The following is a 24,430-nucleotide window of genomic DNA, read 5'->3' on the forward strand; positions in this document are numbered from 1 at the left end:
AGGTCGGGGAGAGGGCCAGCCTAGGGACGGTTCAATCGTCAGGATGATCGGAGTAAACTTAGGGAAGCTTACAACTGAGCGAATCTATCGATGACAGGTGCTTCCAATGATTGAATCCTACTTATTTCCCATCCGCTATGCGCTTCTGACGTTTCCTATTGCCGCACTGCTGTTTACGCTTCCGTTCCTTATTATCCAGTACCGGATGTACGGTTATGTGAACAAGTTTCGGGGCTTTGTCGTATATTCCGCGCTGCTTTATTTGATTACCGCATATTATCTCGTTATTTTGCCGCTTCCCGATACTACTCATACGTGCACGGCATCCGGGAATACGTTTACGCAGTGGATTCCGTTTCAATTCGTCCAAGATTTTTGGAGAGAAACGGCGCTAGATATCCATATTCCATCCACTTATGCCGTCCTGTTCAAGGAAAGGGCTGTGCTGCAGGTATTGTTTAACGTCTTGCTGCTTGTCCCGCTCGGAATGTTCCTCAGGTATTATTTCCGCTTTTCCTTCCTGTGGACAACCGCGGCTGCGTTCGGATTATCGCTGTTTTTCGAGTGGACGCAGTATACGGGGCTTTATGGATTTTACGACTGCCCGTACCGTTTGTTCGATATCGACGATCTGATGCTGAATACGATCGGGGGTATGCTTGGGTATGCGCTTATGAAGCTGTTCTCCAAGGTATTGCCGAGTATGGATCAGTTGGACGATAAAGTCGATTTGTCATTGATCCGGGTAGGCTATGTGCGCCGGTTTATCGCTTTTCAGATCGATTGGGTCACATTGATTCCATTCGCTGTCTTCCTGTACTTTTTCGGGAATCCGATTTACTTTGCCGCGCTGGTGGTTGCCTATTTTATTATTTTGCCTTATATGACGAACGGGATTACGCTGGGCAAGTATATCGTGCGAATCCGGCTGGCGGGACGGGGAGACCGGATCCGGTTAACCGAATTGATCGTCCGCTACGGGCTGCTGTATTTCCTGCTGGGCGGAATTCATGCGCTGGGATTGTATGCGGCTGTGCAGTTTCACTCCGTCATCCTGGGCTGGATGATCTTAGTCCCTTTGTTGGCTGTGGACATCCTATTCGCAGGGCATCTGGCATACCGGCTGTATAACCGGGAAAAGGGGCTGTTCTACGAAACGAAAAGCGGCACGCGGCATATTGTATCGTGACGTAAGAAGCGTTCGGATTCTCTCCGGATGCTTCCGGGTGTCGAGAAAGCCTAATCTTCGAAATTTGTTTATTAGCAAGGCGGGAGTATGCCTCGGAAGAGTTTACGTCCGCCTTTGAAACCTGTGAGAATACCGCTAATTCTATTCAAAATCACAGGTTTCAATAGCGGCTGGAGGGGCATACCCCACTGGCGTATACAAACAAATTCGTGTCTCGTGGCTTTCACGACACGCTCAAGCATTCGGAATTTCTCCGGATGCTTTTTTTGTTCACGCGAGACCGGTAGAAGCTATGACAAGAAAATGAAATAATAAGGCGCAGAAAGCATTGATCCGTATAGAATCTTGAATTTGCTTGAACTACAATGGGAGCATGTCAGCTTGACAAGCATGCTGATGATTATTTGCGCTATAAAGGAGACAGCTTCAGATGAACACGTTCCGTAATCCGATATTGCCCGGATTTTATCCGGATCCATCCATTTGCCGAGTAGAGGAGGACTACTACTTAGTTACCTCCTCTTTTGAATATTTCCCGGGCGTCCCTATTTTCCACAGCAAAGATTTAGTGAACTGGCGGCAGCTCGGGCATGTGCTGGATCGTCCCTCGCAGCTTGATCTCGACGGCACGCCGACGTCCAAAGGAATATACGCCGCCACGATCCGGCATCACCGTGGAACGTTTTACATGATTACGACGTTCGTCGTAAGCGCTACCGGCGCGCGGAGAAATTTTTATGTTACCGCCAAGGATCCTGCAGGACCGTGGTCTGATCCGGTCTGGCTTCCGGATGCACCGGGGATCGATCCTTCCTTGTTTTTCGATGACGACGGCAAAGCCTATGTCATGGCCAATCGGCAGCCCCCGGCAGGCCAGCAGTATCCGAAGCATATGGAAATTTGGCTGCAAGAGCTGGATGTTGAGAACGGCAAACTGGTTGGAGATAAATTCAGTCTGTGGGACGGCGCATTGAAGCAAATTCATGCGCAGGAAGGCCCGCATTTATATAAAATCAACGGCATGTATTACTTGATCATTGCCGAGGGCGGCACTGGCTTCACCCATTCGGTGACGATAGCCCGAAGCGAGACGATCACCGGCCCGTATGAAAATTGCAAAATGAATCCGATTCTTACCCATCGCCATTTGGGAAGAAGCTATCCGGTCGTCAATGTCGGTCATGCCGATATCGTCGATACTCCGAACGGGGAGTGGTGGATGGTATGCCTTGCTTCGCGACCATATGGAGGGGACTATCGCAATTTGGGCAGGGAGACGTTCCTGGTGCCGTTCGAATGGGAAAAAGGCTGGCCCGTCGTCAATCCCGGTAAAGGAATCGTGGAGCTGGAAATGCGCCGTCCCGAGCTTCCGGAGAAGCGGTGGGCATCGGCTCCGGCCTGCGATCATTTCGACTCGGCGGAGCTCGGAATGCAGTGGAACTTCATCCGCACTCCGAGAGGCGAGTTCTGGTCCTTGTCCGAGCGCCCGGGCCACTTGAGGCTGAAGCTGAAGCCGGAGCGAATAACGGACAGTGTGAATCCGAGCTTCGTAGGACGCCGTCAGCAGCATATGGATTTTGCCGCCAGAACGGTAATGGAATTTACCCCGAGCAGCAAAGGTGAAACTGCAGGATTGGTTCTTCTGCAAAATCCCGATTATCAATACCGGATGGAGTATGGCTGGAGCGAGGAAGGATCGAAGCTCAGCCTCATTCAGCGAAAAGCAGGAGAAGAAGCCGTGCTGGCCTCGCTGCCGATGACGGCATCGAAATTGTATTTCAAGGTGGAGGCTATCGGACAAGCCTACAGCTTCTATTATGCTATGGAACAGGAGCAGTGGCTGCCATTGGTGGAGAGTGCGGACGGAACGCTTCTGAGCTCGGATGTTGCGGGTGGCTTTATCGGTGCTTATATGGGGATGTATGCCAGCAGCCAAGGGGAGCACAGCAGCCATGCGGCGGATTTTGACTGGTTCGAATATGTCCCGCTTTGAAACTAATTTGAGGGGTGAATGGATATGACGGCGATACAACAGGAAATCGAACAGCAATTAGCTGAAATGGACGAATTGTTTTCGGGATTTTACGGTTGGCTGGCGGGTCAGTACGACCCGGTCTCCGGGGGATTCTACTACGCGAGAAGCTCCTTCGATATGGAGAACTTTATCCCCGATATCGAATCGACCGCACAGGCATTAACCATTCTGCAGCGATCGGGCTTGCTGGAGCAGCTTCCTCCTGCGGTCAAGAGCAAGCTGGCACTCTTTTTCCAAAACAAGCAGGATCCGGCGTCCGGTTATTTTTATGATGAAAACGAAAATATGCGTAAGGACGAAGTCATGGTGATGAGAGCTCTCGGCTACAGCACCGGCTCGCTTCGCAAGCTGGATTCGCAGCCGCTATACGCCCTGCCTCACAACAATCATTTGCGTCCGGACTATTTGAGGTCGCCGGAATCGTACGTGGAATGGCTGAAAGCGGTGGATCTGAGCAACAGCTGGCGGGGCTGCGACTTTATGGGAACTCCAAACCATCATATCGCCAAATTCGAAGAGAAGGAGCGGCAGGCGTTCGTCGAAGCCGGTGCCCGTTATTTTGCTTCGATCCAGGATCCGCAGACCGGACTATGGGGCGAAGGCAACCGGTACATCCGCATTTCCGGTACGTTTAAGCTGAATGCTTTTTACTCTACGTTCGGCGTGCCGGTTCCGCATGTGGATCGTATCTATGAAACGATTAAGCAAACCTTGAGGGAGGACGAAGCAAGCGATATGTGCTGGATTCGCAACCCGATCGATCTGCTCGGTACCTTCCGTCATGAGCTGCACATTTCACCACAGGATTTGGCCGAAATATTGAGCATAACGGTCAGCAATATGCGGAAGCTTCTGCGTGCGGACGGAGGATTTTCAAGAGAAATTCACCAGTCGCCGCCGGCTCCTAATGTGGCACAGGTGAAAGAGGGAACCGTCTACTCTTACATGCCGGTCCCGGTTCCCATCGGTCTAGGTAAGGTTGAGGGGGATATGAACGCCGGGACGCAATCGCTGTTGATTCGTGAATACAGCTACAAGCTGGCGGGTCTGGAGCATCGGCCGTTAACTGCGTATACAGGGACTTTTCTGAATCAAATTCAACAGCGGATAAAGTGAGGAGAGGAAGGCCTATGACCAACAGAACGTACTCCAATCCGATCCGGCCCGGATTTCATCCCGATCCATCCATAGTGAGAGTCAATGATGACTATTACATGGTGAATTCGACGTTTCAATTTTTTCCGGCCATCATCATCTCGCATTCGCGGGATCTCGTGAACTGGGAAATAATCGGCCATGCGATTAATGATTCCAGTTATATTAAGCTTACGGACTTGCCGGATTCCTACGGAATATGGGCTCCGGATATTTCTTACCATAACGGCGCGTTTTATATATTCGCCACGCTTCGCCTGCATGGATCGGGACGTCAAAATATTATGATGACCTCCAAAAGACCGGAGGGGCCCTACTCTAAGCCGGTGGTCATCAATGAGGAGGGGCTGGATCCTTCCCTTTTCGTCGATAATGACGGAACAGCCTATATGGTGTTCGGCGGGGGCGGGGCAAGGCTGCAGCGACTGAACGAGGACTTGACCGCTGCCGTCGGTGATCCGCTGCTTCTATGGCCGGGTACCGGCAAAGCGTCGCCGGAGGGGCCTCATCTGTTGAAGAAGGACGGCTATTACTACATCATTCTGGCCGAAGGCGGCACCGAGTACGGTCATTGTGTTTCCGTGGCACGTTCCAAGTCGCTTACCGGTCCCTATGAAGCTTGCCCCGGCAATCCTGTGCTGACGCAATCCGACCCGACAGCGGCGATACAGAGGGCCGGTCACGGCAAGCCGGTGCAAACGCAGCATGGGGATTGGTGGATCGTTTACTTGGCTGGACGGCCGATCGGCGGGAGTTATTGCGTGCTCGGAAGGGAAACGTGCCTTGATCCGGTTCAGTGGACTGAAGACGGCTGGTTTCGGGTGAATGACGGCAAGGGGCCGAGTATGGTTCAACAGGCGCCAGAGCTGGAGGAAACGCTGTTTCCTTCTATCGACACCGATGACTTCAATGGCGAACGGCTGCCGCTTCATTGGCAGTTTGCCAGAAATCCTGACGACAGCTTATGGTCGCTAACCGAGAGGCCGGGCCATTTGCGGCTATGGACGGGAGATGCAGATATCGATTCGATAGATTCGCGCAATGTTATTGTCCGGCGAGAACGGCATCACCGGTACATGGCTAGCTTGAAAATGGAGTTTCAACCGGAAAGGAACGGCGAACAGGCCGGTCTTGTGTGCTACTACGATACCCGGTGCTTTGTGAAGCTGTGTCTGCTGTACGATGACGGCTTGAAGATCCGGCTGGTCGAAAGAAGAGCATCCATAAGCAGGTGTTTGCAGGAGAAGGTCGTTCCTGTAGGGTCCGGCAAGGAGCTGTACTTCAAGGTGCTGGTAAACCGTGAGAACCGAAGCTTCTATTACAGCCGCGATAATCGGGTATGGGAGTACGTGGGGACGATAGAGGACGCTCAGTTCTTGAGCGATGAGGGGACGCAGGAGAAAAAGGCGTTCACCGGTACGATGGTTGGCATCTATGCGACCAGCTCCGGGACGGGGAGCAGGGCTGCTGCCGATTTCGATTGGTTTCACTATGAGTGCTGATCCGCAATACACCATAAGCCGAACCAGGCGATCGACGCCAGGGCTCGGCTTTTTTCTATGGGATGATGAGACCGGGAAAACCATGAAGCCTGCCGAGAATGTTTCTTATCGGCCATAATCCCTGTCACGGGCTGCTTTTACAAACTACTGCCCGGCTGTTTATTTTGCTTGCGGTATCGAAGCGGGGTCATGCCGGTCACTTTCTTGAACGTCGTGTTGAAATGCGCAACGTGCTCGAACCCTGTTTTCTCGGCGATAATCAGCACCTTCTCGTTCGTCTCCCTGAGCAGGCGCTGGGCGTCCTTCACACGGATCAACTGCAAATATTCGCGGAAATGAAACCCCGTTACTTTCTTGAACACTCTGCTCAAGTACGAGGTGCTTATGTAAAATTGCTTGGCAATCTGCTCCAGCGTTACGTTCTCGTGAAAGTGTCCGTTCAAATAGGTGGCAATTTCGGAAATTTTCTGATGCATCGGATGGGCGTATTGCAGCGGCTCCTGCCGGCTGCTTGTGCTCTCCCGGTATATTTTGATCAGAAGCTGCCGCATTACCGACTTGACGTAATCTACGTAGCCTTCCTGCTGCTGCTCGCACTCGGCCAGCATGTCCCGCATCATTTGCTCAATGATCGTCTGGTCCTTGATGGAAAAGCGGAGCAGGCGGGAGCCTTGAACAAACGGCAGAAAGGGCGAGCCGCCGGGAGAGCCTTCAATCGGTGCGAACGTCTCGGAGAAGTTGACCAAAATCCGCTCGAACTCCTGCACGTCGGTGCTTGTCGTCCGGTGAACGTCGTAAGGGTTTACAAGAATCATATCGCCTCGGCGCGCGGTAAAAATATTACCGTTAATGAAGTACGTGCGCTCTCCCTGGAGCAAATAATAAATCTCGTAAAACGGATGAAAATGCGGTGTCGACATCGTCGAGAAGCCTTTGCGATACATGTATTGGATCGAGAAAGAGTCATTCTCGATGAAATATTTAGGGCCGAAAATATCTGACAATCGAGCTTCCTCCTCAAGCATGAGCTTATTTCATATTACCACATAACGATTTTATAGGTTCAGGGAATTTTCTTGCCCGGATGAGGAAAAAGATGCTTGACAAACAAAATTAACATGTCATAATGATAATATCAAAACGACAATATTGATAGCTCGGCAGGTGAACCCCATGTCTTCCCAAGAGAACGAATCCAGCTACAACCCGCGTAAATACCGAACGCCCGATGGCGCGCCTGCGGATATCGTCATTTTTACCATTACGGCTCAAACGAAGCAAGGCATTAAGAAATCGCTGCCCGTGCGTGAACTGCAAGTCCTGTTAATCCAACGCAAGCAATGGCCGTTCGCAGGACAATGGGCACTTCCGGGAGGCTTCTCCCAGGAGACGGAAACGATCTATGAAAGCGCGAGACGCGAGCTGTCCGAGGAAACCGGCGTGGACGATGTCCATATCGAATACCTTAATGTGTACAGCACACCGGGTCGCGATCCCCGCGGCTGGATCATTTCTCACGCATTTTTCGCGCTCGTGAACGAAACGTATTTGGAGAAACGCCATGCGAGCGACGATGCCGCGGATGTCAGGCTATTTTCCGTCCAGGAGGCGCTCGAAATGGAGCTGGCGTTCGATCATCGGATCATCCTGCAGGACGCGCTGATGAAAGTCCGGGAGAAGATGCTGACTACAACGATAGCCAAGGAATTTCTGCCGAAGCGGTTCACGATGAGCGAGCTGTATCAGGTCATTCAGACGGTAGTTCCCGATTTCGAGGAGAAAAACTTCATTCGCAAAATCACATCGACCCAAAGCAGGAAAGGAATTATCGAGGAAGTCAAGGACGCTGACGGCAAGCCTTTGATGTCGAATAAATATTCGCAGCGCGCCGCACAGCTGTACTGCTTTACCGATTACGTACCGAAGCTGTCCATTTACAGCTGAGTTGATCCCTATTCCCATTGAAAAGAGGATGGTTCGATATGAAAGCTCTTGTTGTGATTGATTATACGGTAGATTTTGTTACCGGCAAGCTGCCTTGCGGCCAGCCTGCCATCGATATCGAGGACCGGATAGCCGAATTGACCGACAGCTTCGTCCGAGACGGGGATTATGTCGTAATGGCCGTCGATTTGCACGACGAATCGGATCCGTATCATCCCGAACAGCGGTTGTTTCCGCCGCACAATATCAGGGGAACGGAAGGAAGAGAGCTGTACGGCAAGCTCAAAGGCGTGTATGAAGCGAACAAGAACAAGATCTATTGGATGGATAAAACGAGGTACAGCGCGTTTTGCGGGACCGATCTGGAGCAGCAGCTTCGCGCGCGGCGCATTGACGAGATCCATCTGGTCGGCGTTTGCACCGACATTTGCGTGCTGCATACGGCGGTGGATGCCTATAATAAAGGGTTTTCGATCGTCGTCCATCAAGATGCGGTCGCTAGCTTCAGTGAAGCCGGACATACGTGGGCTTTGAATCATTTTGAGCATACGCTCGGCGCAGTATTGCGGTAATGGTTTTAGATGTGCCGGATCAAGGCAACAATGTACAATAATAAGGAATTGGCAGATGGAGAGGATCAGCATGACGTACGATAATTTGACGCTTCATACGGATAAATATCAGATCAACATGATGTATGCGCATTGGGTTCACGGAACACTTGACCGTAAGGCGGTATTCGAGATCTTTTTCCGCAAGCTTCCGTTCGGCAACGGCTATGCGGTGTTCGCCGGCTTGCAGCGCATCGTGGATTATATTAAAAGCATCCGGTTTGACGAGGAAGTTCTGGCATATTTGCGGGAACAGGAGGAGCATTATGACCCGGCGTTCCTGGAGCTGCTTGCGAAGTTCCGTTTCAGCGGTACGCTGTACAGTGTGGAAGAGGGGACGATCGTGTTTCCCGATGAACCGTTGATCCGTGTTGAATCGACGATTTTTGAAGCGCAGCTGTTGGAGACGGCGCTGCTCAATTTTATGAATTTCCAGACATTGATCGCTACCAAAGCCTCGAGAATTCGCCAGGTGGCGCCGGATGACGTGTTGATGGAGTTCGGCACGAGAAGAGCCCAGGAGGCGGATGCTGCCATCTGGGGAGCCAGAGCGGCTTATATCGCCGGGTTCGACGCCACCTCGAACATGAGAGCGGGGATGCTGTTCGGCATTCCGAGCAAAGGAACGCATGCTCACGCTTGGGTGCAGGCGAACGATTCGGAGGAGGAAGCGTTCGAGCGGTATGCGGCGGCGCTGCCCGATCAGGTGACGCTGCTCGTCGATACTTATGACACGCTGCGCAGCGGCGTGCCTCATGCCATCAAGGTTGCCAAGGAGCTGGAGCGACAAGGCAAGAAAATGGCGGCGATCCGCCTCGACAGCGGCGATTTGGCGTATTTGTCCAAGACGGCGAGAACGATGCTGGACGACGCGGGTTTGCCTTATGTGGCCATCGTAGCGTCGAACGATCTGGATGAGAACATTATGTTCAACCTGAAGGCGCAGGGCGCGAAGATCGACAGCTGGGGCGTCGGCACACAGCTCATTACCGCTGCGGACCAGCCGGCGCTGGGTGGCGTGTATAAGCTGGTAGCCCGTGAAAAGGATGGGGAGCTCGAGCCTGTCATCAAAATTTCGGGCAATCCGGAGAAAGTATCGACTCCCGGTAAAAAAGAAGTGTACCGGATTATTAACCGGGATACCGGCAAGGCTATCGCCGACTATGTGGCGTTGTTTGACGAGACGGATGTTCAGCGTGGCGAGAAGCTGAAGCTGTTCGATAAAGTGCATCCTTACATTTACAAGTATGTCGAGAATTATGAGGTGCAGCGTCTCTTGACTCCCATCTTCGAGAACGGAGTGCAAGTATACGAGCTGCCGGAGCTGGAGCAGATTCGGGCGCACCATAAAAAGCAGCTAATTCAGTTTTGGCCGGAATATTTGCGCAAGCTGAATCCCGCCATCTTCCCGGTGAACTTAAGCCCCAGAGCTTATCAGCTGAAGATGGATCTTATCCACGAGCATACCCTATGACCCACAGCGGGCCGAAGTACCAGGAAGCCGCCAAGCACCTGGTATTTCGGGCTTTTTTCTGTTTGATAGAAATAAAAAATAAATGTGTTGATAACGCTTACTAATACGCTAGTTTTATAGTATAATGACATCAAATTCGTCGTGCGGGGAGCAGATGGATTCGATTATAAGTGAGGATCGGAGGAATCATGATGAGGGTGCACGAAATTACTATTGCTACCGATTTTCAGCCGGAATATTTGCAGTTAATCGTCCAAAAGGCCAGCCATTTCAGCTCGGATATCAGAATTAAGTTTGAGAAAGAAAACATACAGCTGGATGCCAAGAGCATTCTCGGTATGATGCTTCTTCCGATTCGTCAAGGTACGATCATTACGATTCAAACGAAAGGCAGCGATGAAGAAGAAGCTATTGAAGCGATGAGCAGCTTGCTGGAAAAGCATTGACGCTTCGCGCTTTAAGAGAGAATAGAGTTTACAAGTGCGGGACCGCCGGGATCAGATGGTGCGGTCTTTTTTGTTTAATCGGATCATCCCATGCATTGCTGGGGGTTCTGTTGTTTTTTCAGGTTTTATTGCTTGTTAACCTAAAAAAAACACAAGTCGACCTTAAGTTTCTCAATTCCATTGTCGCTACAAATGACTACAATTAGTTAAAAATGTGGATACGCAAAGGAGAAATGCCGATGAGCTGCATGGTGACCGAGTGCTTTGATTGCGTTCGCTTTACGGTTGCAAGAGGCGTTCCTTACCTTGGTACGGACAGAAAAGAGCAGATGGACGTTTATATGCCGGCTTGTGCGGATCAATCTCTATTGCCCTGCGTTATCGTAGTCCCGGGTGAAGGCTGGGCTGCGGGAAGACGAGGGTGGGACCGGGAAGCCCGCATCGCCAACAAGCTGCTTGCACACGGTTACATTGTCATGGTTGCAGATATCGCCGCAGTTCACTACAGCGGCGAAGTATGGAATGAAGAGCTTACGATTCCCGGCTGGCCGACGAATTTATTTGATCTGAAGGCGGCCGTCCAATACGCTCGAAAGCATGCTCCTGAATATGGCATCAACCCGGGCAAAATCGGCGTCATTGCCGGCTCGACGGAAGGTCATGTTGCTTTGCTATCCGCGCTGACCGCCAATTATGACGGGCATCCTGACGATGCAGCCGACGCTTCTGTTGAACATGGCTTCGGTGTTCGGTGCATCATGAATTTGTACGGTATTCCCGACTTGCTCTCGTGGGGGGAGGGCTTCACGGGGGTTCCTTACCCGTACAGCGGAGAGAAAGGGGAGCAGTCAGTTGAGAATCATGCACTTGAATCCATTGCGGCTGGGATCCCTGCGATGTTCATTGTTCATGGTCAAGCCAACGAGACGAATTCGATCACCTTATCGGCATCCTTTGCCGACCAGCTGCAGCACATCGCCGAAGTGCAGCAATATGTATCTGTTGACGACGTGGAGAAAGCGGGGACGAAGGCATCATCGGCGTTCGATTTGAGGCCTGTTATGGTCGATTTCCTGGCAGCGCATTTAAAATAACAGATCATTAGACAGACAGGCATAGGGCTCCTATGTTTTTTTGTTTGCCCATTTACAAACCGATAGTCGGTTTGTTATAATGAGAAAAAAGTCCAACTTTGACAAATGAACTCATTCGAACCATTGGAGGAGCTACCCTATGAAACGTGAATTGAAACGTCAACAGACGCAGCAGCTTCTATTGAATACAACCATCGAGCTGATTCGGGAGAAAGGATGTGAGAAAACGACGTTCAGCGATATTATGGAACGTTCGGGATTGTCCAAAGGAGCGATATTTCATTATGTGAAAAGCAAGGAAGAGCTGCTGGCAATGGTATTGCAGCAAAGTCTGGAGGAAACCAACAGCCGGTTTTACCAAGGAGTGGCCGATGCAAACCAGGAGTTTGCCGGACCGATGAGCGGGATCAGCCAAAATTTGCCCGCATTAGAGGATTCGCAAAATGTTACGAATCAAGTGTTTATGTATTTGCTTGGGAAGAGCGATGAGTCTGCCGTTAAGGAAATTACCAAGTTTTACGAGCATGTTCTGCAGGTTTCCAGGCAGTGGATTGAAGAAGGGCAGAAGCACGGAGTTATCCCGCAGACAGTCGATGCCGGCAAAACAGCCGATTTGTTCGTCCTTATCTCGATGGGCCTGAGGGTCAGGGGATTCATTCAAACGGACTCGGCCGCATTTCGAGCCGAGGATTTTACGGAATTGATCACTCGTCTGCTTCAACCAAGAAGCTAGTATTTCTAAATCGATAGAGGAGGATGGAGAGAGATGGCGCCTTTCGTTGTGCTGGTAGGAACGTTTCTTTTGTTTCGGGTTGCCGGGTTGGCGGGGCTCGATTATTTCGACAGCTGGATCCATTGTTTGCGGGCCGCTGTTGGGTGCATGCTCCTGATAACGGCATCCGCTCACTGGGGGAGGCTTCGTCCCGATTTGATCCGCATGGTTCCGGCGAGTCTTCCTCGTCCGGATTGGATCGTAACCGTGACCGGAATACTGGAGATCGCGGGAGCCGCCGCCATCGTCATTCCGGCTGCATCGCAGGCTGCATCGGTCTTGCTGATCATTATGCTGTTAGCCATGTTTCCGGCGAACATCAGGGCGGCGAAGCAGAAGCTTCCGCTCGGCGGCAGACCGGCTACGCCGCTTGGTTTTCGGACCTTTTTGCAAGTCGTCTTCATAAGCGCAATCTGGATTGCAGGCAACGTTATTGTGTAGTATCCTTTGAAACCCACCCGCCGATGGCGGGATTTTTTTTGCACCAATAGGGGCAATCGCTTTCCATTTTCTTTACAAAAATATATAAGAAATGGTGTTGACTTGCTCTCAAGCCGTGCTATAATCGCTGAATACACTAATTTCGGATAGGTAACTTACCTTCCAGAAGAATCATTTACAGAGAGAGGAAGGATGAACGTGGCGAAAACAGCTGTCACGACAGCACCCATACCATCAACCGTTTTTCCGATTTTATTCGCAATCAGCATCGTACATTTATTGAACGATTCGATGCAGTCGACGATATCGGCGTTGTTTCCGATCTTGAAGGACTCCTTGCACCTAACCTATACCCAGATCGGTCTCATTGCGTTCGCCATGAACATTACCGCATCGTTCCTGCAGCCTGTTATCGGGATGTATGCGGATGTAAAGCCAAGGCCTTACATACTGCCGATAGGGGTCTGCTTCACTTTAGTAGGTATCGTCACCTTAGCGGTCGCACCGAATTTTATCGTCATTTTATTGTCCGTAATCGCGATGGGCGTAGGTTCGGCCGTCTTCCATCCGGAATCGTCCCGTGTCGCTTACTTGGCAGCAGGAGGAAAGCGGGGGCTGGCACAGTCGATATTCCAGGTTGGAGGCAACATCGGCAGCTCGCTAGGTCCCATTATGACGGCGGTCATCTTCGTTCCGTTAGGGCAATTCGGGGTCATCTGGTTTACCTTTGCAGCCGTAGCGGCTATCGTTATTCAATATTATGTAGCGAATTGGTACAGCCGTCAGCCGGTTCAACCTCGTAAAGCCCGAAATACAGCCGGATTGGAAGCGGGCGTTAAAGGCTTGTCCCGGAATCAAGTTATAGCGGCCATTGTCATTCTAGTATTTCTCGTCTTTTCGAAGCATGTCTATATATCGAGTATCACGAGCTTTTATTCATTCTACTTGATCAATGATTATGGAATTACCGTGGAGCACGCTCAGCTGTTTTTATTCGCCTTTCTCGTAGCATCAGCGGCAGGGACGTTCTTCGGAGGGCCATTGGCCGACAGGTACGGCAGAAGAAACATCATCTGGCTGTCCATCCTTGGAACGGCGCCCTTCTCGATTTTGCTCCCATACTCCAATCTGTTCTGGTCCGGAGTCATGTGCGTATGCGCCGGTTTCGTCCTATCGTCGGCGTTCTCGATTATTGTCGTGTACGCGCAAGAGCTGTTACCAGGCAAAGTCGGTCTCGTATCCGGCCTGTTCTTCGGTCTTGCCTTCGGCTTAGGGGGACTCGGTTCTGCCGTGCTGGGGTGGATTGCCGACGCAACGAGTATTGCCTTCATTATGAAAATGTGTGCGTATTTGCCTTTGCTTGGCATCTTGGCCATAATGCTGCCCAAGGATGAAGAAGTTCGTGGATATACAGTTTAAAAGGAAAAACATAAGGAGCCTATTCCTTATGTTTTTTTCATGTTGATTTACATAACCTTTAGACCGGGGTTACATTCACTTTACATTGTTTCGTTACATTGAAGAGGGGAGGGGCTTTTCCCAATAATTACATGAGTGGAGGTAATTATGTACTATGAGTCACGATGAAGTAAATAAGAGTGTGAGCAGGAGGGAATTTATAAAGATCGGCGGAGCGGGGGCGATCGCTCTAACACTTGGCTCTGCGGTGATGCCGGTCGAATGGTTGGGCGGTGGAGAGGCGCATGCCGCACCCAACGATAATACGAAGCTGCAATTCAACCAAGAAGGAAAGTTCAAGATCGTCCAATTCAACGACACTCAGGATGACGAAAATATCGATCGTCGCACGGTGGAGCTGATGGAGAAGGTTCTTGATTCGGAAAAGCCGGATTTGGTAGTGCTGAACGGGGATAATATCACCGGAGGCTGCGATACCGCTGAAGAAATGAAGCAAGCGATGAACAATGTCGTCCAGCCTATGGAGCAGCGTGGAATCCAATGGGCCGTAACGTTCGGAAATCATGACGAAGATTCAACTCCTAAGGGTGGCCTCGACGAAGAAGAAATGCTGAAATTTTATATGGCGTACAAGCATAACGTGAACGAACCTGGGGAACGGGGTATTACCGGGACAGGGAACAGCAACTTGCTGATCCGTTCTTCCAAAGGCTCGAAGCCGGCCTTCAATGTATGGCTGCTGGACAGCGGAAGGTATGCGCCGGAGACGATTGCCAATCAAAATTTCGAGGGGTATCCGACTTGGGACTGGATCCGATTAGATCAAGTGAAGTGGTATTATGAAACGTCCAAAAAGCTGGAGGAGAAGAACGGCAGCAAAGTGCCTTCGCTAATGTTCATCCATATTCCTCTATGGGAGCACCGTTTTATGTGGTATGCTAGCGTAGACGGCAGGTCCGAGGCAGACCACGCAAGAGCGGTAGCCAAACACCAGATTGTGGGCGAACGGAACGAAGACGAGTGTCCCGGTCCGATTAACAGCGGCATGTTCTCGGCCATTTTGGCGCGAGGCGACGTCAAAGGCGTCTTCTGCGGGCATGATCATGTCAATACATACCATGGCAACTACTACGGCGTGCTGCTTGGTTATGCAGGAAGCGCAGGATTTGGCACGTATGGGTTGCCAGGCGCTGACCGCAACCGGCTTCGCGGTGCCAGGGTATTCCAGCTTGATGAGAATACGGACAATGTCCTAGTCGATACGCATATGGTGTTTGCCAAAGATTTCGGCATTGATCTTACCGCTAACGATCAAAGCACGGCCCCTGAGCCGATTCCGGCAAACAAGAAGCAGGAAAAGATCGTGAAGTAAATTCAGCAGCCAGATGGGGCGGCAGTCCGACTCCTATTCGTGAAGCTTCTGAAAATCAAACTTCCCTGGCATGGAATGACGATTCACTGCATACGTTAGCAAACAGAAGCAATAGAAATACCTTTACCTGTGATATGGTGAAGGTATTTTTATTGTACCTATGTAAGGGGAAGTGTAAGAGAGGAGATCCGTTATGCTAACCAATCGGAGTACTCTGATAAAGCAGGTAGGAGCTGCGATGATTTCGTGTATCGTCGGGCTTTCTATCATTCCTGCATTCAACTCGGCCGGTGCTGCTCCGCAGCTCACGATTCCTGATATGAACTATTTTCCGCGTATTCGAACCGATCTGCTGATAAATTCTATTACAAATAAAGGAAATGTCAGTCTGGTTTGGAGCGCACCTTACCCAGAGCTGATCAGTCCCTTAGGAGCTCCAGCCGTGGGATCGGACGGTACGGTTTATTTGGGGTTAAATTATTTTATTTATGTAGGGTTCCAAGGCGTTCTTTCTGCCAGTACACAAGATGGGAAGAAGAAATGGGACTACTCTCCCCCCAGTCCTTTACTAAGTCCGCCGACCGTTGGGCCTGACGGCACGATATACATCGGAGCGGGCAGCTCCAAATACAATGAGGGGGATTTCATCGCCATACTTCCGGACGGTACGCCAAAATGGTCGGTATCCTTGGGACCAGTTAGTTCCAAGCCCGTATTCGGGACGGACGGAACCGTGTATGCAGCTGCAAACGATGGTATGCTGTATGCGCTGGATCCTGCAGACGGTACCAAGAAATGGTTTTCGAAAGTAGGACATACCACCACAGCCTACATGTCGATAGGTCAAGACGGAACGATCTATGCGGGTAATGAAAGCGAGACATTCTATGCCATCAAACCGAATGGCAGCATCAAATGGACCTTTAAAGCCGGGGGAATGGTTAACACGGTACCGGTTATCGGTACGGACGGCACGATCTATATCGGGGCGGGGGACGGCAAGCTGTATGCGCTAAACTCCAATGGCTCGAAGCAATGGGAATACGGCTTGAAAGGAATCCCTACCTCACCCGTGATTGGAAATGACGGAACAACGGTCTATTTCGGAGCAGCGGATTCGACCGTATATGCACTTCATTCCAATGGCACATTGAAATGGAAAACGGGCTTTGGCAAAGCAATAACACAGGTCGTCAAGGGCACGAACGGCACGCTCCATTTCCTTACAGCCGACGGCATGGTTCAAGCATTAAATCCGGATGACGGCAGTCTGCAGTGGAGATACGTTCTCAACACACCGGATGGAATTAACGTCCCGGCCGTCAGTGAGGATGGAAGCGTCTATGCAATCGGAATGAAGAAAACGCAATTAACTTTATACGCCTTGCGGGTAAAAGTCAGTGACATCGCTCTGAATGTACCCAAGCTGACGTTACAGGTCGGAAAAAGTGATGCCTTGTCGGTTTCGTTGTCTCCTGAAAATGCGCCTAACCGAAAAGTAACGTGGAGCAGCAGCAAGAGCGGAGTTGCTTCCGTGGACAGTGAAGGCAAGGTGACCGCCATTTCCGCCGGAACGGCGATTATCACGGCCATATCGGATGACAGCGGGCTGTCTGTGTCATGCGAGGTCACGGTATCAACTACTCCTGACACGGTCGAGGTAGAGAGCATTAAGATAGATCGTGCCGAACTGACTGTAAAAGAGGGCGGAGTCGGCAAGCTTACGGCAACTGTGCTTCCGGTGAATGCATCCAACCAGAAGGTAGCTTGGCGCAGCAGCGATCCCGGTATTGCCCGGGTCAATGAGTCAGGCCAGGTCACAGGGATGACTCCGGGTACCGCCATGGTTACCGCTGCAGCGGAAGATGGAGGGTTCACCGCTTCAAGCAAGGTCACGGTACAGCCGGATACGGAAAAACCTGAAACGGAAGAATTTACCGATATCGAGGGACATTGGGCGAAAGGGGAAATAGCAAGAGCTTTCGAGCTCCAAATCGTGAACGGCTACCCCGACTTTACTTTCCGTCCGGACGGAAATGTGACCCGAGCTGAATTCGTGGTTATGCTAATGAATGCGTTAAAGCCCGGGGTGCAAGGCTCGGAGCTGGTATTCCAGGATAACGATAGCATCCAGCCATGGGCCGAGCGATCGATTTCCCAAGCGGTTCAGCTTGGCATTGTGAACGGCTACTCGGACGGCACGTTCCGTCCTGATGCGAATATCACTCACGCCGAAATGGCTACAATGGTATTTAAAGCTTCAGGAATGCCGCTGCCTGCAGATCCGAGCACAGATTACTCGGATGATGCCGATATTCCCGAGTGGGCAAGGGACGCGGTATCCGCTGCCGAGAAGAACGGAATTATCGTTGTGGGAGGAAGAAGCACCGGAGCTTTTGCCCCGCAACAGCTTTCCATTCGCGCTGAGGCGGCGGTATGGATCGTCAAGATGATGGACATTAGGAACAAAAAATAATCATAAGCATTTCCATATGCGGGCAAGGTTCATGTCGGAAAGACAGGAGCCTGCCTTATTTTTTTGGGAAAAAACAATTTAAACGGAATAATCCCATGAATACAGGATTCATAGTGGTATCATTCAAAGGAGCATTCCTTAAGGAGCCATGGATTTTACCAATATTTGTGCATCGGCCAGAGGATCGTATTTTATGGAACGGATGCGGCACTTCCTTCGTAAACAAATGAATGAGTTAGCTCTTCCCCGGCAAGGCCGGCAGGTTTAGCGGAGAAATGAATTTCAAGAAGCCTGGACAAATAAAAAAGATGACATGAAGTCATCTTTGCAAGAACCATTTCAAATCAGTCTAATCGGCTTTGGCTGCGACCGCCTTCAAAGCGAACAGCTTCTCAAGCTGCTCGCGAAGCTGCTTATGCCCTTTTCCCAAGGTAAGCAGGTAGCTGTTCATGCCTTGAACGATAACCTCGTTCGGCTTATCTTTCTTCCATTCCTCCACGAGCGCTTTGAGCGATTGGAGCATCGTTTCGGCAGCGCTCTTGTCCTGGATATGTCCGCGGATCCATTGGGTAAGCTGCTCAGCGCAGGCTTGCCAGTCCGGCTCTTTGATGCAATGGCAGTGAAGCTTAAGCGCATCGATATCCGGCATGATAGGGGCAGGGCGTTTGGAGAGGATACCCTGGACTAGATCGTCCAAACGATCCAAGATAAATTCCGTTAGCTGAGGGATATCCATAGGAACGTTATAGCCGAAATAGTAAAACATGTATTCCTTCATTAAGCTGTGCAGCATGATCGCACAGTCGCAGGAGTAAGGCTCAATTTCAGGTCCGTACACTTCGACGACCCGTTTCTGGATCCACTCCAGAACCTGGGCCCCTAGATCGAGGAGAAGCTCCTTCACGGCTGCATTCTGAATGAACGCCGCACCATTCACCTGCTGCATGGATAAAAATTCCTTGTTTCCAACGACGAAGTCGAATTGCAGGAGGATGGCCTTGTGCAACCGTTTGCGCGGGGTGGCAGCGGTATCCGACAACGCTTGGTCAAAACCGGCCCGGATCAAGTCGAAATAATAGTTGTAGATCGAGATTAACAGCTCTTCTTTGGAATGAAAGTGCAAGTAGAAGGAGCCTTTCGCTACGCCGGCAAGACTGACTATATCCTGAATCGAGGTCGTATGGTAGTCTCGTTCTGCGAACAGCTTGATAGCCGCCTGCACAATTTGCAATTTTTTATCTTTCATTGGCTCACTTCCCGATTCATAGTCATACACAGATTGTATACGCGAAGGTATGTTTAGTCAAGATATGACTGACTGGTCATAATATGATTTTGCACCGTTTTATATTAAAAAATTTACTTGTAATTCACGGTTTTATTCGATATATTTACTAAGTGGAATGACTGGTCAGTTTGTAAGGGTCAATCCAAATTTATCAAGATCGTTAGCAACATTCGTAACGTTAACAACGTAGTACATAAGGAGATTGCTATGAATCATTTGCCTCCGCAAACCTACTCTGACATCATGCAGCTTGTCAGCAATCACATGTCGCTTAATTTGGAGCACGAGGGCTATAGCCCTCTGGTCGGGAAAATTTTCACGCTGCTGCTGTTCGCTACGGAACCGCTAAGCATTCAGGAAATGGCTGAAAGGCTGGGGGTCACGAAGGCGGCGATCAGTGTACATATCCGCGCGATGGAGCGGAACGATCTGTGCAGCAAGCGTCCTACTAGCAGCGACAGGAAAAACTACTATACGCTATCCGACGGCTACAACATGGCCTGGATCCGGTCATTTCAAGATAAATTGAAGCAGTCTCACGAAGTGGTTCAGACGGCTCTCGAGGCTTCAGGCTCGTTGACGGATATGACCGCGGTCGAGAGGGATTCTCTGAAGCAGTTCAGACAAAGATGCAAGGAAATTTCTGAAATACAGCAATTGATGATGGCGAGTCTTCGACAGCTGCATCAAGATTGGCAAGAAGCAAGAATGCGCCTGCGATAAAGGGTTATTTGTAAACTTCGTAAGGGAGTGATTAATGCATCATGAGGATGGGAAGGACGAAGTGATTAAAGAAAGTGGAGGAGTAGAGAGATGAACAAGTTAACCCATTTTTCCCTGAAAAACGCAGCTGCGATTATTATCATCAGCGTCCTGTTGTTCCTGGCGGGAACCTACGCATCCTCGACGCTGAAGCAGGAGAGCATGCCGGACATTTCGCTGCCGGTCGTGTTTGTAAGCACGGTCTATTCTGCGCCGCCGAAAGACGTAATGGAGGACGTGACGAAGAAGCTGGAGAAGCGGATCGTCGGTATAGAAGGATTGAAGAAAATCAATTCCACCTCCAATGACGGATTTTCGGCAATAACCGTCGAGCTCGTTAACGGAAGAAGTCCGGATGACGCCAAGAAAGATATAGAGGCCGCCATTCAGGACGTCATCCTGCCGAAAGGGGCATCGAAGCCTAAAGTTTCGAAGTTCGGCAGCAATGAATTCCCGGTCTTTTTCGCTGCACTTAACGGCGACAACGGAATGAACCAGGAAGAACTGAACCGCATTTATAAAGACGTCATTGAACCGACGTTAAGCGCAATGAAAGGGATCGACCATGTCGATTCCGTAGGTCAGCAGGAAGCTACGCTGAAGCTGAAGCTGGACATTAATGCAATTACCAATTACGGCTTGACGCCATCGCAAGTTTCCCAGAGCATCCAGGCGGCACTGTTGACCAGTCCTGCAGGGATGGCGGATTTCAACGGGAATACGCAGATGGTTCGAATCCAGAGCGATTTGAATACGATCTACAATCTTGAGAATATGAGGCTTTCGACTCCGCAAGGTGAGACGGTGCTTCTGAAGCAGCTTTCCAAAATCGAAGCGATCTCCGATTCCAAATTTGTGACCCGGTTGAACGGCAATCCGGCGATCGGTCTTACGCTTTACAAAAGTAAAGATGCCAATACGGTAGAATTCGCTAATGAAGTGAAGCGGTTGATGGCCGGGTGGGAGCAGGAATTCCCGAACCTCAAGTTCACGACGGTCTACAACTCCGCTAACGATGTTGAGAAATCGATCCACGGGATGTTGAAGGAAGGGATCTCCGGTGCCATCCTTGCATCCATCATGATTTTGCTCTTTTTAAGAAATGTTCGTATGACGATTATCGTTTTGGTCTCCATCCCATTATCTATTTTAACAACGTTGGCCATTATGGCGCCGTTGGACATCACCTTGAACATTATGACCCTCGGCGGACTCACGATAGCGGTCGGACGCGTCGTGGACGACAGTATCGTTGTTATCGAGAATATTTACAGCGAGCTGCAGCGCGCCCAAGAGCGCAATGAATCGGTTATCAAGATGGCAACGGCGAGAGTGGCTTCGGCTATCACCTCGTCTACGATTACTACAGCAGGCGTATTTTTGCCTATCGCGTTTGTAGGCGGCATTTTGGGCGATATCTTCAGACCGTTTGCCATTACCCTGGTTGTAGCGTTGATGACTTCCCTGGTCGTTGCGTTGACGGTTATTCCGATGCTTGCTAAGCTTATGGTATTGAAAAGCGACAAAATCAAATACCATGACGAAGATCATGTCGGCAAATTTGCAATGAAATATAGATCGGTATTGAACTGGTCTCTTGATAATCCAAAGAAAACAGTGCTTATTTCCTTCCTGGTTTTCGTAGTTTCTTTGGCAGGTACGGTTCCTTTTCTGCCGGCGGCCTTCATGCCTGAGAGCGCGACGGATAAGCAAGTACAGTTTACGGTGAAGCTTCCTCGGGAAACATCGTTTGAATCGTTGGATTTGAAGATGAAAGAAATTGAAGCTATGCTGAAAGAGTCGAAAGATTCTGCCGGCCAGCCTACCTTTGATTACTATGAGACGATGGTCGGTTACGATCAAATGGATACAAGCGGTGAGCGCGTAGCTTATAAAGCCATGATTATGGGTGCCGTCTCACAAAATACCGATGCCAAGCAAGCGGCGAAAGACTTTACGGACAAAATTTTGTACTTGGTTCCGAAAGGTTCTGAAGTAGAAGGAACTTTGCTGACAGCATCCATGGGAGGCACGGGCGAGGACTTTTCCTACCTGCTGAAGGGGGATGACCTCAATCAGTTAATGGCCAGTGCGGAGCTGATCAAAGCCAAGATGAAGGAGTTCCCTGAGCTTGAGGAAATCGAGGACAACTTGAACGAGAAGAAGATGCAGGTTGAAGTGACGGTCGACCAGAACAAAGCGCGCTTATACGGCTTGTCTTCCGCACAAATCCTCGATACGGTTCGCGTCTGGCTCGGCAAGGAGGACTTCGGCGATCTGAAGTTCGACAACGTTACATTCAAGACGCAGCTCATGCTGGCTGACGATTACAAGAACTCGGTGGATAAAATCGGATTGTTCCAAATTAAAACGCCGACCGGATCTACAGTGAACTTGAATGAAGTGGCAAAAATTCGTCAGGTTGACGCACCGGCGTCCATCGCCCGCGAAATGCAGGAGCAATTCGTTAAAATTACCGCCAAAATTAACAGCAAGGATAAAGGCGGCGTGAGCGCCAGAGTTACAGCAGCACTGGGTGAAGTCGACCTCCCGAGCGGAGTCAGAACCGCGGCTCAAGGGGTCAGCGACGATATTCAGGAAAGCTTCGGGCAGATGGCTGTAGCGATGGTAGCCGCCATATGTCTGGTATATTTGGTCATGGTTATTGCGTTCGGCAATGCCAGTGCTCCATTCGTTATTCTGTTCTCCCTTCCGCTTGCGGCCATCGGCGGTTTCCTAGGCCTCTTCATAGCGGGAGAATCGATTAACATTACTTCCTTGATCGGATTTCTGATGCTGATCGGTGTCGTTGTAACCAACGCCATCGTGTTAATCGACCGTGTGCAGCAGCTTCGGGAAGAAGGGGTTTCCGTAAGGGAATCGCTCGTCAAGGCAGGGATGACCCGTTTGCGCCCGATCATTATGACAGCCGGAGCGACGGTGTTCTCCTTGCTCCCATTGGGACTTGGGTTATCCGATGGATCGCTTATTTCCAAGGGGCTGGCCGTAGTTGTTATCGGCGGCTTGACCACATCGACCGTTCTTACCTTGGTTGTCGTGCCTGTAGTTTATGAAATTATTGAAGGCATGAAGGAAAGAATCGGCCGGATGTTCTCGAAAAAGAAGAAAGTAAATAAAAACAATGCTGCAACGCTTCAGCAATAAGAAAGACAAGGGAAAAGGAGAATCGTCCAATGAACCTGACATTTAAAAGCTCAATCCAAAAGCATTCAAAAACAATGGGAGTGCTGCTGCTTAGTGCAGCCCTGTTCACAGGGTGCTCTCCGCAGCCTGCGGCTCCGACCGCGGCCGAACCGCAAATCAAGACGGTTAAAGTAGAGAAGATAGAGAAAAGAAAAATCGCCGAGCCTCTCGAGCAAGTAGCCGATGTCGTCTCGTCCTTGCAAATCGACGTCGTATCCAAAGCATCAGGCGATATTCAGGAGATATTGAAAAAGCGCGGAGATGCGGTCGTTAAAGGCGATGTGATCTTGCGTCTGGATCCGACGGATGTGCTCCTTAACAAGGAGAGAGCCCAAATCACGATTTCCGGTACGCAAGCGCAGCTGGTGAAAGCCCGTGAAGATTTGGCCAACTCGAAGCAGGATTTGCAGGTCGGCATAGCCAAGCTCGAATCGTCGTTGAAGGATACGGAGAAGAACTACAACAAAATGCGCAACGACTATGATTTAGGCCTTGTGACCAAAATTCAGCTGGAGCAAATGGAAACGCAAGTGAACAATTTGCGTATGGATTTGGATAGCAACCGCAATAAGCTGAAGACGCTGGATTCGACCAATTCCCTCGCACAGCTGGAGCAAGGACTCCAATCGGCTAACTTGTCGGTACGTGAAGCGGACCGTACGCTGGAGAACATGGAAGTGAAGGCTACGGCGAACGGCATCTTGACGGATTTGCCGGTCGAGGCGGGTATGACAATTCAAGCCGGCTTCAAGGCTGCACAAATTCAGCAGCTTGATCCGATCAAGGTCAAAGCCGAGCTGACGGAAAGCTCCGCAGCGCTGGTTCGCGGCAAGCAGGAGCTCACGTTCTACATTCCGGGCTCTACAGAGAAGCTTAAGGGCAAAGTGAATTACTTGGCCGATGTTATGAGTGCTCAATCGAAGTCGTATTCCCTGGAGCTGGAAGCTCCTAACGCGGACGGCAAGCTTAGACCGGGAATGAAGGCGCAGGTGCTTCTGACCGAGGATCAGGATCAAGTGGTAGTTGCTATTCCTACCTTGAGTGTAGTCAGAGAAGGCGGGGAAACCTTCGTATTCGTGATGGCAGGCGATCAGGTGGAGAAGCGCAAGGTAGAGCTTGGCCGTCTGAGCGATACGCATCAAGAGGTTCTATCGGGGCTTAAGGAAGGCGAGCCATTGATCGTTTCCGGTCAGCATCAATTGAAGGACAAGGAAAAAGTACAGCTTGCGGCGCAATAATATTTGAT

19 protein-coding genes are annotated in these 24,430 nt (G+C 50.4%); 17 read left to right on the plus strand and 2 right to left on the minus strand.

Annotated features, from left to right (window positions below; translation table 11 throughout):
- Positions 1–106: 106 nt before the first annotated feature.
- The 4 genes from ACFQ88_RS03435 (at position 107) to ACFQ88_RS03450 (ending at position 5,881) form a co-directional block, all read left to right on the plus strand.
- A complete protein-coding gene (locus tag ACFQ88_RS03435) occupies positions 107–1,189 on the plus strand; it encodes a VanZ family protein (RefSeq protein WP_379451915.1) in 1,083 nt (360 codons plus the stop codon).
- 430 nt (positions 1,190–1,619) lie between these two features.
- On the plus strand, positions 1,620–3,182 hold the full coding sequence (locus ACFQ88_RS03440) for a glycoside hydrolase family 43 protein (protein ID WP_379451917.1): 1,563 nt from the start codon (positions 1,620–1,622) through the stop codon (positions 3,180–3,182).
- Positions 3,183–3,206: 24 nt separating this feature from the next.
- The gene (locus tag ACFQ88_RS03445; protein ID WP_379451919.1) at positions 3,207–4,340 is read left to right on the plus strand and encodes a hypothetical protein; all 1,134 of its coding nucleotides are present in this window, start codon (positions 3,207–3,209) and stop codon (positions 4,338–4,340) included.
- Between the two features lie 14 nt (positions 4,341–4,354).
- Positions 4,355–5,881 carry a glycoside hydrolase family 43 protein gene (locus tag ACFQ88_RS03450; protein WP_379451921.1) on the plus strand — a complete coding sequence of 509 codons (1,527 nt, stop codon included), beginning with the start codon at positions 4,355–4,357 and terminating at the stop codon, positions 5,879–5,881.
- Between the two features lie 137 nt (positions 5,882–6,018).
- On the opposite strand, the gene ACFQ88_RS03455 is transcribed toward ACFQ88_RS03450, so the two are convergent.
- The gene (locus ACFQ88_RS03455; protein WP_379451923.1) at positions 6,019–6,885 is read right to left on the minus strand and encodes an AraC family transcriptional regulator; all 867 of its coding nucleotides are present in this window, start codon (positions 6,883–6,885) and stop codon (positions 6,019–6,021) included.
- Between the two features lie 169 nt (positions 6,886–7,054).
- Here ACFQ88_RS03455 and ACFQ88_RS03460 point away from each other — a divergent pair, with 169 nt between their 5' ends.
- The 10 genes from ACFQ88_RS03460 to ACFQ88_RS03505 all read left to right on the plus strand — a co-directional run bounded on the left by ACFQ88_RS03460 (position 7,055) and on the right by ACFQ88_RS03505 (position 17,930).
- Entirely contained in the window at positions 7,055–7,825 is a 771-nt protein-coding gene (locus ACFQ88_RS03460; RefSeq protein ID WP_239635036.1) for an NUDIX domain-containing protein, read from the plus strand.
- Positions 7,826–7,863: 38 nt separating this feature from the next.
- Complete coding sequence (locus tag ACFQ88_RS03465; RefSeq protein ID WP_379451926.1) at positions 7,864–8,397, plus strand: cysteine hydrolase family protein; 534 nt, start codon at positions 7,864–7,866, stop codon at positions 8,395–8,397.
- Positions 8,398–8,467: 70 nt separating this feature from the next.
- A complete protein-coding gene (locus ACFQ88_RS03470) occupies positions 8,468–9,910 on the plus strand; it encodes a nicotinate phosphoribosyltransferase (protein ID WP_379451928.1) in 1,443 nt (480 codons plus the stop codon).
- A gap of 191 nt (positions 9,911–10,101) precedes the next feature.
- Positions 10,102–10,356, plus strand: a complete 255-nt coding sequence (locus ACFQ88_RS03475; protein ID WP_379451930.1) for an HPr family phosphocarrier protein — start codon at positions 10,102–10,104, stop codon at positions 10,354–10,356.
- Positions 10,357–10,595: 239 nt separating this feature from the next.
- Positions 10,596–11,450 carry a hypothetical protein gene (locus ACFQ88_RS03480; protein WP_379451932.1) on the plus strand — a complete coding sequence of 285 codons (855 nt, stop codon included), beginning with the start codon at positions 10,596–10,598 and terminating at the stop codon, positions 11,448–11,450.
- 139 nt (positions 11,451–11,589) lie between these two features.
- Complete coding sequence (locus ACFQ88_RS03485; protein ID WP_379451934.1) at positions 11,590–12,183, plus strand: TetR/AcrR family transcriptional regulator; 594 nt, start codon at positions 11,590–11,592, stop codon at positions 12,181–12,183.
- Between the two features lie 33 nt (positions 12,184–12,216).
- Positions 12,217–12,663 carry a DoxX family protein gene (locus ACFQ88_RS03490; protein ID WP_239635042.1) on the plus strand — a complete coding sequence of 149 codons (447 nt, stop codon included), beginning with the start codon at positions 12,217–12,219 and terminating at the stop codon, positions 12,661–12,663.
- Positions 12,664–12,855: 192 nt separating this feature from the next.
- On the plus strand, positions 12,856–14,082 hold the full coding sequence (locus ACFQ88_RS03495) for an MFS transporter (RefSeq protein WP_239635043.1): 1,227 nt from the start codon (positions 12,856–12,858) through the stop codon (positions 14,080–14,082).
- A gap of 154 nt (positions 14,083–14,236) precedes the next feature.
- Positions 14,237–15,454, plus strand: coding sequence for a metallophosphoesterase family protein (locus tag ACFQ88_RS03500; RefSeq protein WP_379451936.1), 1,218 nt, complete (start codon positions 14,237–14,239; stop codon positions 15,452–15,454).
- Positions 15,455–15,647: 193 nt separating this feature from the next.
- Positions 15,648–17,930, plus strand: a complete 2,283-nt coding sequence (locus ACFQ88_RS03505) for an S-layer homology domain-containing protein (RefSeq protein ID WP_379451938.1) — start codon at positions 15,648–15,650, stop codon at positions 17,928–17,930.
- Between the two features lie 349 nt (positions 17,931–18,279).
- On the opposite strand, the gene ACFQ88_RS03510 is transcribed toward ACFQ88_RS03505, so the two are convergent.
- Positions 18,280–19,176 carry a TetR/AcrR family transcriptional regulator gene (locus ACFQ88_RS03510; RefSeq protein WP_239635046.1) on the minus strand — a complete coding sequence of 299 codons (897 nt, stop codon included), beginning with the start codon at positions 19,174–19,176 and terminating at the stop codon, positions 18,280–18,282.
- 249 nt (positions 19,177–19,425) lie between these two features.
- On the opposite strand from ACFQ88_RS03510, the gene ACFQ88_RS03515 reads away from it, so the two are divergent.
- From ACFQ88_RS03515 to ACFQ88_RS03525, 3 genes are all read left to right on the plus strand, one after another.
- The gene (locus ACFQ88_RS03515; protein ID WP_239635047.1) at positions 19,426–19,941 is read left to right on the plus strand and encodes a GbsR/MarR family transcriptional regulator; all 516 of its coding nucleotides are present in this window, start codon (positions 19,426–19,428) and stop codon (positions 19,939–19,941) included.
- Between the two features lie 90 nt (positions 19,942–20,031).
- Positions 20,032–23,145 carry an efflux RND transporter permease subunit gene (locus ACFQ88_RS03520; RefSeq protein ID WP_379451941.1) on the plus strand — a complete coding sequence of 1,038 codons (3,114 nt, stop codon included), beginning with the start codon at positions 20,032–20,034 and terminating at the stop codon, positions 23,143–23,145.
- Between the two features lie 29 nt (positions 23,146–23,174).
- On the plus strand, positions 23,175–24,422 hold the full coding sequence (locus tag ACFQ88_RS03525) for an efflux RND transporter periplasmic adaptor subunit (RefSeq protein WP_379451943.1): 1,248 nt from the start codon (positions 23,175–23,177) through the stop codon (positions 24,420–24,422).
- The last annotated feature ends 8 nt before the right edge of the window (positions 24,423–24,430 follow it).

The sequence above is a fragment of the Paenibacillus sp. NPDC056579 genome, assembly GCF_042793215.1.
Lineage (GTDB): Bacteria > Bacillota > Bacilli > Paenibacillales > NBRC-103111 > Paenibacillus_S.